11 protein-coding genes are annotated in these 14,438 nt (G+C 34.4%); 7 read left to right on the plus strand and 4 right to left on the minus strand.

Translation table 11 applies throughout. The annotated features are described in order from the left end of the window. Positions 1–3: 3 nt before the first annotated feature. Positions 4–393, minus strand: coding sequence for a bacillithiol system redox-active protein YtxJ (ytxJ, locus tag ACHRWY_RS16645; protein WP_395356184.1), 390 nt, complete (start codon positions 391–393; stop codon positions 4–6). A 206-nt stretch (positions 394–599) separates the two neighbouring features. Between ytxJ and clpB the strand changes: the two genes are divergently transcribed. From clpB to ACHRWY_RS16675, 6 genes are all read left to right on the plus strand, one after another. Then, positions 600–3,203: an ATP-dependent chaperone ClpB gene (gene clpB, locus ACHRWY_RS16650; RefSeq protein ID WP_395356185.1), complete on the plus strand. Its 2,604-nt coding sequence runs from the start codon at positions 600–602 to the stop codon at positions 3,201–3,203. Positions 3,204–3,348: 145 nt separating this feature from the next. Then, entirely contained in the window at positions 3,349–3,840 is a 492-nt protein-coding gene (locus tag ACHRWY_RS16655; protein WP_395356187.1) for a T9SS type A sorting domain-containing protein, read from the plus strand. 22 nt (positions 3,841–3,862) lie between these two features. Continuing rightward, complete coding sequence (locus tag ACHRWY_RS16660) at positions 3,863–4,903, plus strand: hypothetical protein (protein ID WP_395356189.1); 1,041 nt, start codon at positions 3,863–3,865, stop codon at positions 4,901–4,903. Positions 4,904–5,338: 435 nt separating this feature from the next. After that, entirely contained in the window at positions 5,339–6,220 is an 882-nt protein-coding gene (locus tag ACHRWY_RS16665; protein WP_395356190.1) for a DUF808 domain-containing protein, read from the plus strand. Positions 6,221–6,556: 336 nt separating this feature from the next. Further along, entirely contained in the window at positions 6,557–6,967 is a 411-nt protein-coding gene (locus tag ACHRWY_RS16670) for a hypothetical protein (RefSeq protein WP_395356191.1), read from the plus strand. A 604-nt stretch (positions 6,968–7,571) separates the two neighbouring features. Then, positions 7,572–8,459 carry a carbon-nitrogen hydrolase gene (locus ACHRWY_RS16675; RefSeq protein ID WP_056251458.1) on the plus strand — a complete coding sequence of 296 codons (888 nt, stop codon included), beginning with the start codon at positions 7,572–7,574 and terminating at the stop codon, positions 8,457–8,459. A 125-nt stretch (positions 8,460–8,584) separates the two neighbouring features. Here ACHRWY_RS16675 and ACHRWY_RS16680 read toward each other — a convergent pair whose 3' ends face one another. Both ACHRWY_RS16680 and ACHRWY_RS16685 read right to left on the minus strand, forming a co-directional pair. Continuing rightward, a complete protein-coding gene (locus ACHRWY_RS16680; RefSeq protein WP_395356192.1) occupies positions 8,585–9,853 on the minus strand; it encodes an OmpA family protein in 1,269 nt (422 codons plus the stop codon). Positions 9,854–10,074: 221 nt separating this feature from the next. Then, positions 10,075–11,595, minus strand: a complete 1,521-nt coding sequence (locus tag ACHRWY_RS16685) for a choice-of-anchor I family protein (protein ID WP_395356193.1) — start codon at positions 11,593–11,595, stop codon at positions 10,075–10,077. A 187-nt stretch (positions 11,596–11,782) separates the two neighbouring features. On the opposite strand from ACHRWY_RS16685, the gene ACHRWY_RS16690 reads away from it, so the two are divergent. Continuing rightward, positions 11,783–12,823, plus strand: a complete 1,041-nt coding sequence (locus ACHRWY_RS16690) for an agmatine/peptidylarginine deiminase (RefSeq protein WP_395356194.1) — start codon at positions 11,783–11,785, stop codon at positions 12,821–12,823. 232 nt (positions 12,824–13,055) lie between these two features. On the opposite strand, the gene fahA is transcribed toward ACHRWY_RS16690, so the two are convergent. Continuing rightward, on the minus strand, positions 13,056–14,339 hold the full coding sequence (gene fahA, locus ACHRWY_RS16695) for a fumarylacetoacetase (RefSeq protein WP_395356195.1): 1,284 nt from the start codon (positions 14,337–14,339) through the stop codon (positions 13,056–13,058). Positions 14,340–14,438 lie beyond the last annotated feature (99 nt).

The raw sequence follows: 14,438 nt of genomic DNA on the forward strand, positions 1-14,438 counted from the left end.
GATTTAAATTTTTTCTTTTAAGGCTATGGCATCAATATCGCTGTGCGAAACGTCATAAACTGCTTTTCCATTTCTGATTAAAATCAATTGTGGCGATTCATGGTATACATTAAACCTGCTTGTAATTTCATTAGAGATATCTCTGTGTGCAATCAGATCTAAAAAATAAGCATCAGCCACATCATTTAAATCGTACTCACGTTCAAATTGCTTCAAAGCCATACGGCTAATACTGCATCTTGTACTGTGTTTAAAAATAACAACCGGCTTCTCGTTCGAGATCGCTACAATTTCCAATAATTGTGCAATATCGGTTAATTCTGTCCAATTTACATTACTTTTTGGAGATTCAGTATTCTCTGAATTTCCGAAGATTGAATTTAAAAAACTCATATTTGACTTGTTTTATGACTTTTTGACGCTTAAAAATGATAAAAATCATGTTTTTAATGTCATTTTGTCTGTATTTTTAATGTGGAATATAATTTGAATGTTCTGAAGCAAAGTTATATCATTTAAGTTAAAAATGTAATCCAATAAATTGTAATTTTAATGGTATCGAACTTTATAACTAAAAATCAAACCTAAATCGTATACATATGAACATCAATAAATTTACAATTAAGTCCCAGGAAGCCATTCAGTTATCGCAACAACTGGCACAACGGAACGGACAACAACAAATAGAAAATGAACACATTTTTAAAGCTATTTTTGAAGTAGATGAAAATGTAGCGCCGTTTATTTTGAAAAAACTCAATGTAAACGTTCCGTTGTTTTTACAAATTTTAGACAGTACCATTCAAAGCTTTCCTAAAGTTTCAGGAGGTGATATTTTACTTTCCAGAGATGCCAATAAAGCACTGAATGAAGCTGAGATTATTGCTCAAAAAATGAACGATGAATATGTTTCTGTCGAACATTTAATTTTAGCCATTTTTGATTCAAAAAGCAAAGTTTCTCAGATTTTAAAAGATCAGGGCGTTACCGGAAAAGGACTTAAAGCTGCCATTGAAGAACTTCGTAAAGGAGAAAGAGTAACATCGGCTTCAGCTGAAGAAAACTATAATTCCTTAAATAAGTACGCTAAAAACCTAAACGAATTAGCACGAAACGGAAAACTGGATCCGGTAATTGGCCGTGACGAAGAAATCCGTCGTGTTTTGCAGATTTTAACACGTAGAACAAAAAATAACCCAATGTTAATAGGAGAGCCGGGAGTTGGTAAAACTGCTATTGCTGAAGGATTGGCACACAGAATCGTTGATGGTGACGTGCCTGAAAATCTGAAAGATAAAATTGTTTTCTCACTTGATATGGGAGCGCTGATTGCCGGTGCAAAATTTAAAGGAGAATTCGAAGAGCGTCTAAAAGCCGTTGTAAAAGAAGTTACAGCTGCCGAAGGTGATATCGTTTTATTTATCGACGAGATCCATACGCTTGTAGGTGCCGGTGGAGGAGAAGGGGCAATGGATGCTGCAAATATCCTGAAACCAGCTTTGGCTCGTGGTGAGTTAAGGGCGATTGGTGCAACAACATTAGATGAATATCAAAAATATTTTGAGAAAGATAAAGCGCTGGAACGTCGTTTCCAAAAGATTCTAATTGATGAACCGGATACTGAGAGTGCGATTTCCATTTTACGTGGAATCAAAGAAAAGTATGAAACACATCATAAAGTTCAGATTAAGGATGAGGCTATTATTGCAGCAGTTGAACTTTCGCAACGTTATATTACGAACCGTTTCTTACCGGATAAAGCCATCGATTTAATGGATGAGGCAGCTTCTAAACTGCGTATGGAAATCAATTCAAAACCAGAAGAATTAGACGTTTTGGATCGTAAAATCATGCAGTTAGAAATTGAGATCGAAGCCATTAAACGTGAAAAAGAAGAAAGCAAACTGAAAATCTTACGTATGGATTTGGCGAACTTAAAAGAAGAGCGCAACGAAATCTATGCAAAATGGAAATCAGAAAAAGATGTTGTAGACGGAATTCAGGCTGTAAAACAAGAAATAGAAGACTTTAAGTACGAAGCAGAGCGTGCAGAGCGTGATGGAGATTACGGAAAAGTAGCCGAAATCCGTTACGGAAAAATCAAAGAAGCGCAAGAACGTCTTGATGTTTTACAAAAACAATTGCAGGAATATCAATCCGGTAATTCTTTGATTAAGGAAGAAGTAACCCGCGAAGATATCGCTGAAGTGGTTGCAAAATGGACAGGAATTCCTGTAATGAAAATGCTTCAGACTGAACGTGAAAAGTTATTGCATCTTGAAGATGAATTGCACAAACGTGTAGTAGGGCAGGAAGAAGCTATTGAAGCCGTGAGTGATGCCGTTCGCAGAAGCCGTGCAGGATTGCAGGATATGAAAAAACCAGTTGGTACTTTCTTGTTTTTAGGAACAACCGGAGTGGGTAAAACCGAGCTTGCAAAAGCTTTGGCCGAATATCTTTTTGATGATGAAAACGCCATGACCCGTATCGACATGAGTGAGTATCAGGAACGTCACAGTGTGAGCCGTTTGGTAGGTGCGCCTCCAGGATACGTGGGTTATGACGAAGGAGGTCAGTTGACTGAAGCCGTACGTAGAAAACCATATTCTGTAATTTTGTTAGACGAGATCGAAAAAGCGCATCCGGATACATTCAATATCTTGTTGCAAGTTCTGGATGAAGGTCGTTTGACAGATAATAAAGGTCGTCTGGCTGATTTTAAAAATACAATTATCATCATGACATCCAATATGGGAAGTCAGATTATACAAGAGAAATTCGAGAACTTAAAAGGCGGTATCGAAGCTGCTACCGAAGCTGCAAAAACTGAAGTTTTAGGATTATTGAAACAAACCGTTCGTCCGGAATTTATAAACCGTATCGACGAAATCGTAATGTTTACGCCTTTAACGGTAGAAAACATTTCTAAAATTGTGAGTTTGCAGCTTAAGAGTGTTACCAAAATGCTGGCCTTACAAGGTATTGCTATGGATGCTACACCGGAAGCTATTAAATATTTGTCTGACAAAGGTTACGATCCGCAGTTTGGTGCGAGACCGGTAAAACGTGTGGTACAAAGAGAAGTGCTGAATCAATTGTCGAAAGAAATTTTGGCAGGAAACATCACTACAGACAGCATCATTTTATTAGATGCTTTTGATGGGCAATTGGTATTTAGGAACCAAACCCATATTGAAAAATAATTTTTTTTGGTTTTATTTTTTTGAGATAAGCACCAGTCGAAAGGCTGGTGCTTTTTTTTATGTAATTTTATAATTCTTCTCTTTTTAATACTACTTTACGTAAGAATTAATATATATTTGAATAGCTAATAATTAAAACAACTATATGAAAAGAAACCAACCCACTTTTTTAATATTATTTATTTCCTATATTTCATTTATGACTAATAGTTATGCGCAGGAAAGTATAGTAGTTTCCGGAGGAAATGCAACAGGAACCGGCGGTTCATCAAGTTATTCAATCGGACAAGTAGTGTATGCTAGTTTACCTGGATCAAATGCATATGTTTTACAAGGAATCCAACAGCCTTATGAGATCATTACTTTAGGAAATGACGAATTTTATGGGATTAATTTATTAATGACCGCATATCCTAATCCTACTGTTGATGTCCTTAATTTAGTTATAGTTAATGATAAATTAGATGATTTAGCATATAATTTATTTGACATCAATGGCAAAATAATATCTGGAAATTCTAAGATAACAAACTCTGAAACGAGTGTTTCCATGCAGGGATTAAATCAGGGGATTTATTTTCTGGGAATAACTAATAATAACAAAACGATAAAAACTTTTAAAATCATTAAAAAATAATAATTTAACAGCAGAAAGATATATGAAAAAAATTACTCTTCTATTACTACTATTAAGCTCTTTTACTATTTTATTCGCACAGGCTCCTCAAAAAATGAATTATCAATCTGTTATTCGTAAAACAGATGGAACATTAGTAGCGAGTGCTTTAGTAAGTATAAAAATCAGTATTATATTCGATACTGCAAATGGTAACCCTAGTTATATCGAAACACAAACCACAACAACAAATAATAACGGATTAGCAACAATAGAAATAGGTGGCGGAACACCAGTTACGGGAACTTTTGCAGCTATCAATTGGGGAGCCGGATCACATTTTATTAAGACAGAAATTGACCCAACAGGAGGAAGTAATTATACAATCAGCGGAACAAGCCAACTTTTGAGTGTGCCATATGCACTATATGCCGGGAGTAGCCAAAATAAAGGAAAAACAAGTATAGTTATAACAGGTGATATTACTGATGCGCAGGCAGCAGCGCAAATAGCAGCTGAGTTTGGGCCTCAGACGGAAAATGTTTACGTTCTGAACACAACAAATTTGACAACCTTAGATTTAAGTTCAGTAAAAAAAATAATAAATCTGGATATAAGTGAAAATTTAAAATTAGTTACTATAAATTTAAATAACCTTAGTGAAGTTTATAATGATCTGCGTATACGAAAAAATGAAAAACTAAGCTCAATTTTATTTCCTGTTTTAAAAAGCATATATGGATTTGATTCCAGGATTATTGATAATTCATCCTTACAATCTATTACTTTGCCTTTGTTAACTAAGGCTCAAAGTATTTTTTTTAGAGGCAATACTTTTCTTAGCTCTATTGACTTACCATTGTTATCCTCAGTTGATAATAGAGAGTCAAGTCTTAATTTTGATAACAATGCGTTACCAAGTTCTCAGGTTAATTTGATTTTAAGCAGGATGTTAAACCTTTCTCCTGCTTCAGGAAAATTTATTAGTTTACAGAATCAAAATCCGCCAGCTCCTCCTACAGGTCAAGGTCTTGTTACTAAAACAACTTTAATAAATGCAGGTAATAGCGTTGTAACGGATTAATTAATAACTATTATATTAAGGAAAACACTGGTAGAAATGCTGGTGTTTTTTTGCTTATAAAAGTTTCAAATCCGTAAATCATGAAACTTTTTTTTGAAGTAATATAAAAACAGTTAAAGATTAGTTTCTCAAATTTACATAAGGATATTTTTTTACCTATAGTCAATTGAATAATAATTTAAAACAAACATTATGAACAATATTTTTAGAGGATTAATAGCAGGTTACGGTGCAAAAAAATTAGGAGGAGGATGCTTGGGAACCGTGTTGGTTTTTGTCATTATCTGGGTGCTTTTAGGCCAATGCAGTTAATTTTTAAATGAAAAAATTAGCAAAAAAGTCTTAGATTAGCGCAGATAAATAATCAAGCGGCTAAATTAAACTGAATGCTAAAAATCAGTTTATTACACCGTTTTTAAAAATAAATAAATTAAAATGGCATCAGGTTTTTTTGTACTATTAGATGATATTGCAGCAATTATGGATGATGTTGCAGTAATGAGTAAAGTTGCAGCAAAAAAAACAGCAGGGATTTTAGGCGATGATTTAGCGGTGAATGCTGAGAAAGCTTCTGGTTTTGCGTCATCGAGAGAACTTCCGGTATTGTGGGCAATTAGTAAAGGTTCATTGCTGAATAAAGTAATCATTTTGCCAATTGCATTTTTGCTAAGTGCATTTTTACCAGTTGCAATCATTGTAATTTTAGTACTTGGAGGGCTTTTTTTAGCCTACGAAGGAGCCGAGAAAATATATGAGTTTATATTTCCACATTCGCACGAAGAATCAGAGGGGATTACAACGCAAACCTTTACCGAAGCTGAAATTCTGGAAGCAGAAAAAGGAAAAGTAAAGTCGGCAATCTTAACTGATTTTATTTTATCTGTAGAAATTGTGATTATTGCCTTAGGCACGGTAATCGGTAAACCTATTTTATCTCAGGTTATTGTCGTCTCAATAATCGCAGTTATTGCAACAGTTGGGGTGTACGGTATTGTAGCTCTCATTGTTAGAATGGATGAAGCAGGTTTTAAACTGATTCAGATTAGTAAAAAAGAGAATGGAATTTTAAAATTTATCGGAAATATATTGGTACAGGCACTTCCAAAAGTTATCAAAGCTTTAACTATAATTGGTACAATAGCGCTAATTCTCGTAGCAGGCGGAATATTCGTGCATTATATCCCGTTTTTCCATCATTTAATGCCTAAAATTAATATCCCTTCCATTATAAAAGAGTTTGTAGTAGGTTTAGTATTAGGATTTATAGTTCTGGCAATTGTAAGCTTATTTAAAAAGATATTTTCAAAGAAAAAGTAACATAAAGGTTCTATCATAAAATTTTAAAATACCAGTCGAAAGGCTGGTATTTTTTTTTGGCAAGACCATCATTTTCAGCAGGCCTTTTGTCCCGCTGTCCACTATATCTTTTTATCTGAAAAAAGGCAGATAAAAAAGATGCCGTTTCCATCTGGACCAGGGTATAAAATTTAGTTTTTATAAGAAATAACTGTTTTTGTGTGTTTTTTTTTATTTAGCTAAACTTTTGATTTATAATTGTTTGATCTTTTTTGAAAATTATTTAACAGTTTGTTCAAGCAACCAAAGCAACGCATTTACATCTTCATAGTAATTAACAATTAATTATTATTTTATATGAAAAGTTTTAAATTAAAATCAGCTTTAGTAGTATTATTTTTATCAACAGTATTTGTTTCATGCAGTAATGATGACGATCATGCAGTTGCTCCTGTAAAATCAAAAGTAGCATTGGTTACAGAAGTTAAAGGTCCTGCAACCGGAAAAATAAACGAAGAATTGAGTTATGATGTTACTTTTATTGTAGACAACGCTTGCGGAGAATTTGATAAAATTAGTGATGTAACAATTGGTTCAGTAAAAGGTTTACAGGTTGAGGCAAAATATCCATCAGAAGTTTGTACACAACAAGTACCGGATCCTAAAAAAACAGTTTATAAATTCAAATCAGCAACAAAAGGAACTTTTGAAATTAAATTCAAAAAATCTGAAACGGAATTCTTAACAACAAAAGTGGTTATCGAATAAATAGGTTCCTGGTGGATAAATTTTAGGTGAGAAACCATTTTGCAAATAGGAGTTCATCAGAATTAAATATTTGTAAAATGGTTTTCTTTTTTTGGAAATTAATTTTATTTTAGAATATATAAATGCTTACAACAGTGATTGAAAGTTATCAGGAAGAAGAAATAGTTGCTTTTTAAGTTGATGGAGAAACAATTACCGGAAGTGTATATAAAGCTGAATTGGTTAATGCAAGATTAGAAATTGAAAAAGGAGCATTCACTTCACAGGATGATTTAGAAAGAGAATCTGAGAATTGGTAAATGAGTACAATAAAAAAAGTGGTTTAGACTAATACAGCCAAAGATCAGTTAAAAGACAATTTATAATTATTACAAGGAGAAATCAGTTCAAGGCGCAAATAATATAAAAAAGGAGCTTAATTAGCTCTTTTTTTAATTTGTGCCAATCCGTGAGCAAAAATAATCTCGCAAAGTCGCAGAGAAAATTAACTTTGCGTACTTGCGACTTTGCGAAATAACCTTTGCGTTCTTTGAGGTTAATAACAAAACGTTAGACTTTGCCATTCCTCTAAAAATTACTATTTTTGCACTCTAAATTTTATGTCATGCCGAAAAGAAAATATAAAATCGCCGTTATACAATTAAATCTTAACGACGTTGCCGAAAATAATCTAAAAAAATGTATCAGCTGGGTAAAAGACGCTGCCAATAAAGGCGCTGAAGTGATCTTATTGCCTGAATTATATAGCAGTCATTATTTTTGCCAAAGCGAAGATGTCGATAATTTTGCATTAGCAGAACCACTTTACAGCACTTCATTTATTGCTTTTAGCGAATTGGCAAAAGAATTAGGAGTTGTAATTATTGTTCCTTTTTTCGAAAAAAGAATGGCAGGAATCTACCACAATAGTGCTTACATTATTGACACTGATGGTACAGAGGCTGGTTTATACCGTAAAATGCACATTCCGGACGATCCTCATTTCTATGAAAAATTCTATTTTACACCGGGAGATTTAGGTTTTCAGGCAATTGAAACTAAAAAAGGAAAAATTGGAACCCTTATTTGTTGGGATCAATGGTATCCGGAAGCTGCTCGTATTACAGCTCTAAAAGGTGCCGAAGTTTTATTTTATCCAACAGCTATTGGATGGCATCCAAAAGAAAAAGAACAATATGGTGAAAACCAATATGGTGCCTGGATGAACGTAATGAAAGGCCATGCAGTTGCCAATGGCGTTTTTGTTGCTGCTGCAAACAGAATTGGTTTAGAAAAATATATTGAAGGAACAGAGGGAATTCAGTTTTGGGGAGCCTCATTTATTGCGGGGCCACAAGGTGAGATTTTAGCGCAGGCTTCTCATGATCAGGAAGAAATTTTAATTGCCGAAGTTGATTTGGATCTTCAGGAAAATGTACGTCAGAACTGGCCATTTTTCAGAGACAGAAGAATTGATGCTTTTGGCGATATTACGAAAAGAGCCATTGACTAATCCGGTCAATTTGTAAATATTAAAAGGACGAAATGTAAATTTCGTCCTTTTTTATTTTTCTTTAAAGCCAAAAAAAATCCGCTTCAGAATATTCCGAAGCGGATTTTTAAAAATATATACTAAGATTATTTTACTTTGAAAGTAACTCTTCTTACGATTTGACGTGCTTCTTTAGAATTTTTATTCACAGAAGTATCTTCACCGTTAGCAATTACATTCAATCTTGAAGCATCAATTCCAGCATTTTCAGCTACTTTTTTCACAGCTTCAGCTCTTTTTCTTGATAATTCAGTATTATAACTTGAACTTCCAATTTCGTCAGCATATCCTACGATATCTGCAGATTTACCCGGATTGTTTTTCAGGTATTTCACTAAGAAATCAACACCAGATAAAGAAGCATTTGTTGGTTTAGAAGAGTTAAAGTCGAAATATACATTCACATATCCTCCGTTGATCAATTCTTCAACAGTATTGTTTGTTGCAGTTGATTCAGCACCTTTTTTAACATAAGTTTTGTCTAAGTAGCTTTCTAATTCGTCCGGAACACCATTTTGATTGTTATCAATAGATTGTCCTTTAGTATTTACAGCAACTCCCGAAACAGTATTAGGTTCTAAGTCATACAAATCAGCAACACCATCTTTATCAGTATCAATAAGATTCGTCTCAATTGTAGTCACTCTGTCTTCTAATTTGTTTAATCTTTCATTTTCTTCAGAATACCAGTCAGCATGTTTTGTGTTTTTACCTAAGTAAAAAGTCAAACCAACAGAAGCATTTAATAATACACCATCTAATGAACCTGTATTTGTTGTTCCCTGTCCATCAAAGTTATGGTTTTGTCTTCCGTTCACGATACCTGTAAGATCTCCTGTTAAAGCAATTCTGTTGCTTAATCTAATTTGTCCTGTTAAACCAGCAATTCCATGAGCCATGTAATCTTTTCCGTCAAACCCTTTGTCTGAACTTAATTGAGAAACACCAAATCCACCATGTGCCAATAAACCAAAAGTATTTGTCCAGGTTTCGAAGTTTAAAGCTCTGCCAAGGTTAATAACCCCTTGTAAACTTGCTCTGTAATATTTACTGTCGAATTCAGGAGTATCATTTTTTTCCTGAAACTGATCATACCCAACATCTAATTTTAAACCGAATTTAGGATTAAACATGTATCTCACTCCTAAATCTGCATGAAACGGACTAAGTGATTCTGTAGAATAACCAGGAGTTACTGTTCTAAGAGGTTTGTTAACCCCACCATTTAATTCGATAGACCATTTATTGTATGAAGGTGCGTCAATTGTAGGTTGTGCTGAAGTTGTTGCCATATTTTGTGCACCCGCAGCAAACGTTAGTAGTAAAAGTGATACTGAAGCTAATTTCTTTTTCATGATATCCAATGTTTTAATTTAATTGTTATTAAAAGCCTTATTTTTTTTAGACTCAGGACAAAATTATATCACGAACTTTAAAATGTGTTCTATTTGCTCTTACATAATTCCCATCTTTTGGGTTTTAATTGTGTAAATACGTTAAAAGAATCAAAAGATTTGAGCAAAAAAAAGAGCTAAATTTAATATTTAGCTCTTTATAGAATTTGTAAAAGTAAGCGTTATTTTAAATCGGGCTGGTAAATTTTTAGAGATCCATCTCCCTCACTACTAACGACTAACAAACTTCTTTTTGTTGGACTTTTAGAGGCTGGAATAAAAAGAATCCCCTCTGGGGCATCGCCGGTTTTTACCGTTTGCAAATATTGTGGCGAATTTGGATTTGTTACATCATAAGTCATAAAAGCATCCGATCTTTCTAAACCAACAAACAGAATATTCTGACTTCCCATCTTTACCGCAACCACAGCTTCTGGTTCAGAACCTTTGTCATCGCTGCGTTTGTCATCATAAGTTCCCAGTTCATTTGTCTTTTTGTCTACGTCATTTTTGCTGTCAAAAACAATTTTTCCGGTATTGCCATTCCAAATTGAGAAAGAACGCGCACCAAAAGCAACCATTTCGTCAAGATCACCATCTCCGTCAGTATCGCCCATATCTGTAATAAGGTTCAGTCTTCCTAAATTACTTTCTAGTTTTAAAGTTGCAGCGTCGGGGAAAACAGTAGCGTCAAGCTTCATATCCTTCATTCTTTTTATATCAGTATAAGCTGCATATTCTCTTGCATCACCTTCGTTTGCCGTGACAAAATAAGGAACATTACCAGTAGAAAAATGACTAATCCCATCAGGCATAAACATGCCTTTTACTTTCCAGGGGTTAAAAGCAACTTTATCATCCTTATCGCTTACATCAATAGGATTTTCAGCAGTATTAAAGTTTTTAAATCCTAAAGGATAAATGGCTGTAATCGTTTTAGAAGTCAAATCTACTTTTGCAACACCATTGTTTTCCTGTAAAGTTACCCAGGCAGTTTTAGAATCGTCTGAAATAGTTACATATTCAGGTTCGATATCCTGAGCAAAGCTTTTTGCAAATTTTGAAACGCGAAAGCCTTCTTTTTGCAAAGCAGCAGATTGACTGGCAAAAGATGCAAAATCTAACGTAGTCACCGCATAATTATTAGCAACTTCAATAATAGAAATCGTTCCGTTTGGATCTTGCGAATAATCGGTATTTGGTTCGCCTTCATTAGCTGTCATGATATATTTCCCATCTGGCGAAAAAGTAACCATATCAGGCAATGCGCCAACAGTAATTTGTTTGATTAAACTATAATCCGTAGTGTTGAAGACAGCTACTTTTCCGTTTCCCTGCTTGTTTATAGTCGACTCTAAGGCAACGGCCAATTTTCCATCAAACACAGCGACACTATTAGAAGCTCCTTCGTATGGCGTTAAATCAATTTTACCAATTTTAGTTGGTTTTGTCGGATCAGATAAATCAATCACATCAATTTGATTGGTTCCGCTATTATTTACCGTAAAAAGTCTTTTTGTTTTTTCGTCGTAAGCCGTAATTTCTGCAGCCCCTTCACCACCAATGGTGATCGAACCAATTTCTTTAAAAGTTCCGGGGTTTTCATTTACAAGCACTTCAGGCTCGTTTTTTGAATTCTCATCATTATTACAACTTACCATAATAGATAAAGCTGCTAATAATGAAATACTTAGTTTTTTCATTTTGTGTGTGTTTTAGTTTTGCCAAATGTAATTAGCCGGAGGAAAGCATATATTAAGGTTGTATTATTTAATCTTTAACTTAATTTTTATCAGATAATTGATCAAAATCAGATATGATTTTGGTTCGGCTATTTTATAATCCTTCTGAATGCTTATCTTTGTACACTTTCAAATTTAGAACCTATTTATGTCAACAAATAATAGAAGATTTCCAGCAGAATGGGAAAAACAACAAGGAATTGTATTGTGTTTTCCACATAATGGTAACGACTGGCCAGGAAAATACGAGGCTGTTCAATGGGCTTTTGTGGAATTTATTAAAAAAGTAGCCACTTTTGAAACTGTTTTTTTGGTCGTAGCCGATGAAAAACTCAAAGAAAAAGTAGCCGAAATGTTAGAAAGAGCACGTGTAAATATTTCCAATGTCTCTTTTATAATTCATAAAACCAACAGAAGCTGGATGCGTGATTCCGGGCCCATTATTGTAAAAAATGGTTCAAAAAGAGAGGCGCTGAATTTCAATTTTAATGGCTGGGCAAAATATAAAAATTACCAGTTAGACAAATTTGTTCCGGGTAAAATAGCTGATTTTATTGATGTTCCGCTAACGCAGGTAGTGTATAAAGGAAAATCCGTAATTGTAGAAGGCGGCGCCATTGATGTAAACGGAAGAGGGACTTTATTAACATCGGAAGAATGTTTGATGCACCCGTCTATTCAGGTTAGAAATAAAAACTTTACCAAAGAAGATTACGAAGCTGTTTTTAAAGAATATCTTGGCATAACAAACGTAATTTGGCTTGGTGACGGAATAGAAGGTGATGATACTCACGGTCACATTGACGATTTATGCCGATTTGTAAATGAAGATACGATTGTAACAATCGTTGAAACAGATAAAAATGATGCTAATTACAAACCACTACAAGATAATTTGAAACGTTTGCAAAATGCAAAATTAGAAGACGGAAAATCGCCCACTATTGTAGCATTGCCAATGCCAAAACGGGTAGATTTCGAAACTTTGAGATTACCGGCAAGTTATGCTAACTTCTTAATTTTGAATAATTGTGTTTTGGTTCCTACTTTTAATGATAGCAATGATAGAGTTGCATTAAACATATTATCAGAATGTTTTCCTGATCGTGAAGTAATCGGGATTAGTTGTATTGATTTTATTTGGGGATTTGGAACCTTACATTGTTTAAGCCAGCAGATTCCGGCGTAATTGCCACGAAGGCACAAAGGCGCTAAGTTTTTTTAGTTTTACATATAATTTAATCTCGCGAAGTCGCAAAGGTTTTGTTCTTAAGTTTTTGCTTTTAACCTTTGCGCCTCTGCGACTTTGTGAGATTCAAACATAAAGGATTAACGTATTGTAAAAAAATGCAGCATAAAAAAAACCTTGGCGAGAACCAAGGTTTTGTGTTTTATATCTGTTCAGATAATTTATCTGCTCTTCATGGTCTTATAAAAGGAGGTAATAATTGACTTGAAACCTCTCCAAAACCAAGACGTACTTCAGCATTTTCGCAGAAACCTCTAATGATTACCGTATCATTATCTTCGATAAATTTACGTTCGCTGCCATCTTTTAATTTTATAGGATTTTTTCCTCCCCATGTTAACTCTAACATTGAGCCAAAACTATCAGGAGTAGGACCGGAAATGGTTCCTGAACCCATCATATCACCAGAATTAACACGACATCCGTTTGATGTATGATGCGCTAATTGTTGGCTCATGGACCAATATAAATACTTAAAGTTTGATTTTGAAACTATGGTCTCTTCAGCTTCTTCAGGCTTAATTGAAACTTCTAAATGAATATCGAAAGCTTTTTTACCTTTCGTCTGCAGATAAGGAAGAGGTGACGGATCTTGTTTAGGACCTTTAGTTCTAAAAGGTTCCAAGGCATCCATAGTCACAATCCACGGAGAAATTGAGGTGGCAAAGTTTTTAGCTAAAAATGGTCCAAGAGGCACATATTCCCATTTTTGGATGTCACGAGCACTCCAGTCATTGAGTAAAACCATTCCGAAAATATAATCTTCGGCTTCATACGTTGGGATATTTTCTCCCATTATATTTACATCGGTTGTAATAAAAGCGGTTTCCAATTCAAAATCAACTAAACGGGACGGTCCAAAAACCGGATATTTCTCGCCAGCCGGTAAAGTTTGTCCCATTGGTCGGTGTACAGGAATTCCGGACGGAACAATAGTTGAACTTCTTCCGTGGTAACCAACCGGAATATGCAGCCAGTTTGGTAATAAAGCATTTTCAGGATCGCGGAACATTTTTCCAACGTTCGTAGCGTGTTCTTTACTCGAATAAAAGTCAGTATAATCACCAATTAAAACAGGTAATTGCATCTCGACATCGTCGATTTTAAAAATAACAACATCGCGATCTTTTGTTGAATCTCTAAGTTGTGGATTGGTTTCGTCGAAAATATCAGCGATACGATTTCGAACCAAACGCCATGTTTTTTTTCCGTCAGAAATAAAATCATTTAGCGTGTCCTGCATGAACATATCATCTGTTAAATCTATTCCTGAAAAATAGTTTAATTGTTGTAAAGCCCCTAAATCTATAGCGTAATCGCCAATTCGTGTTCCTACTGTAACGACATTTTCTTTCGTCAGAAATACACCGAAAGGAATATTTTGAATAGGGAAGTCGCTATTTTCTGGGACTTCTAACCATGATTTTCTTTTGGTATCGTTAGCGGTTATTGGCATGTGGATGTTAATTATTTGTTGAAAAATTCTACGTCAAATATATCATAATCTAGCAGTTTGACAAACGTTTTTTTGTATTTTTGCAGGAAATTAACGAAA

Origin of the sequence: Flavobacterium sp. FlaQc-48, from assembly GCF_044007335.1 — a bacterium.
Lineage (GTDB): Bacteria > Bacteroidota > Bacteroidia > Flavobacteriales > Flavobacteriaceae > Flavobacterium.

What these genes read in the sequence shown, in the direction of transcription:
- ytxJ (WP_395356184.1), bottom strand. Translation starts at nt 393, where the DNA reads ATGAGTTTTTTAAATTCAATCTTCGGAAATTCAGAGAATACTGAATCT.
- clpB (WP_395356185.1), top strand. Translation starts at nt 600, where the DNA reads ATGAACATCAATAAATTTACAATTAAGTCCCAGGAAGCCATTCAGTTA.
- ACHRWY_RS16655 (WP_395356187.1), top strand. Translation starts at nt 3,349, where the DNA reads ATGAAAAGAAACCAACCCACTTTTTTAATATTATTTATTTCCTATATT.
- ACHRWY_RS16660 (WP_395356189.1), top strand. Translation starts at nt 3,863, where the DNA reads ATGAAAAAAATTACTCTTCTATTACTACTATTAAGCTCTTTTACTATT.
- ACHRWY_RS16665 (WP_395356190.1), top strand. Translation starts at nt 5,339, where the DNA reads ATGGCATCAGGTTTTTTTGTACTATTAGATGATATTGCAGCAATTATG.
- ACHRWY_RS16670 (WP_395356191.1), top strand. Translation starts at nt 6,557, where the DNA reads ATGAAAAGTTTTAAATTAAAATCAGCTTTAGTAGTATTATTTTTATCA.
- ACHRWY_RS16675 (WP_056251458.1), top strand. Translation starts at nt 7,572, where the DNA reads ATGCCGAAAAGAAAATATAAAATCGCCGTTATACAATTAAATCTTAAC.
- ACHRWY_RS16680 (WP_395356192.1), bottom strand. Translation starts at nt 9,853, where the DNA reads ATGAAAAAGAAATTAGCTTCAGTATCACTTTTACTACTAACGTTTGCT.
- ACHRWY_RS16685 (WP_395356193.1), bottom strand. Translation starts at nt 11,595, where the DNA reads ATGAAAAAACTAAGTATTTCATTATTAGCAGCTTTATCTATTATGGTA.
- ACHRWY_RS16690 (WP_395356194.1), top strand. Translation starts at nt 11,783, where the DNA reads ATGTCAACAAATAATAGAAGATTTCCAGCAGAATGGGAAAAACAACAA.
- fahA (WP_395356195.1), bottom strand. Translation starts at nt 14,339, where the DNA reads ATGCCAATAACCGCTAACGATACCAAAAGAAAATCATGGTTAGAAGTC.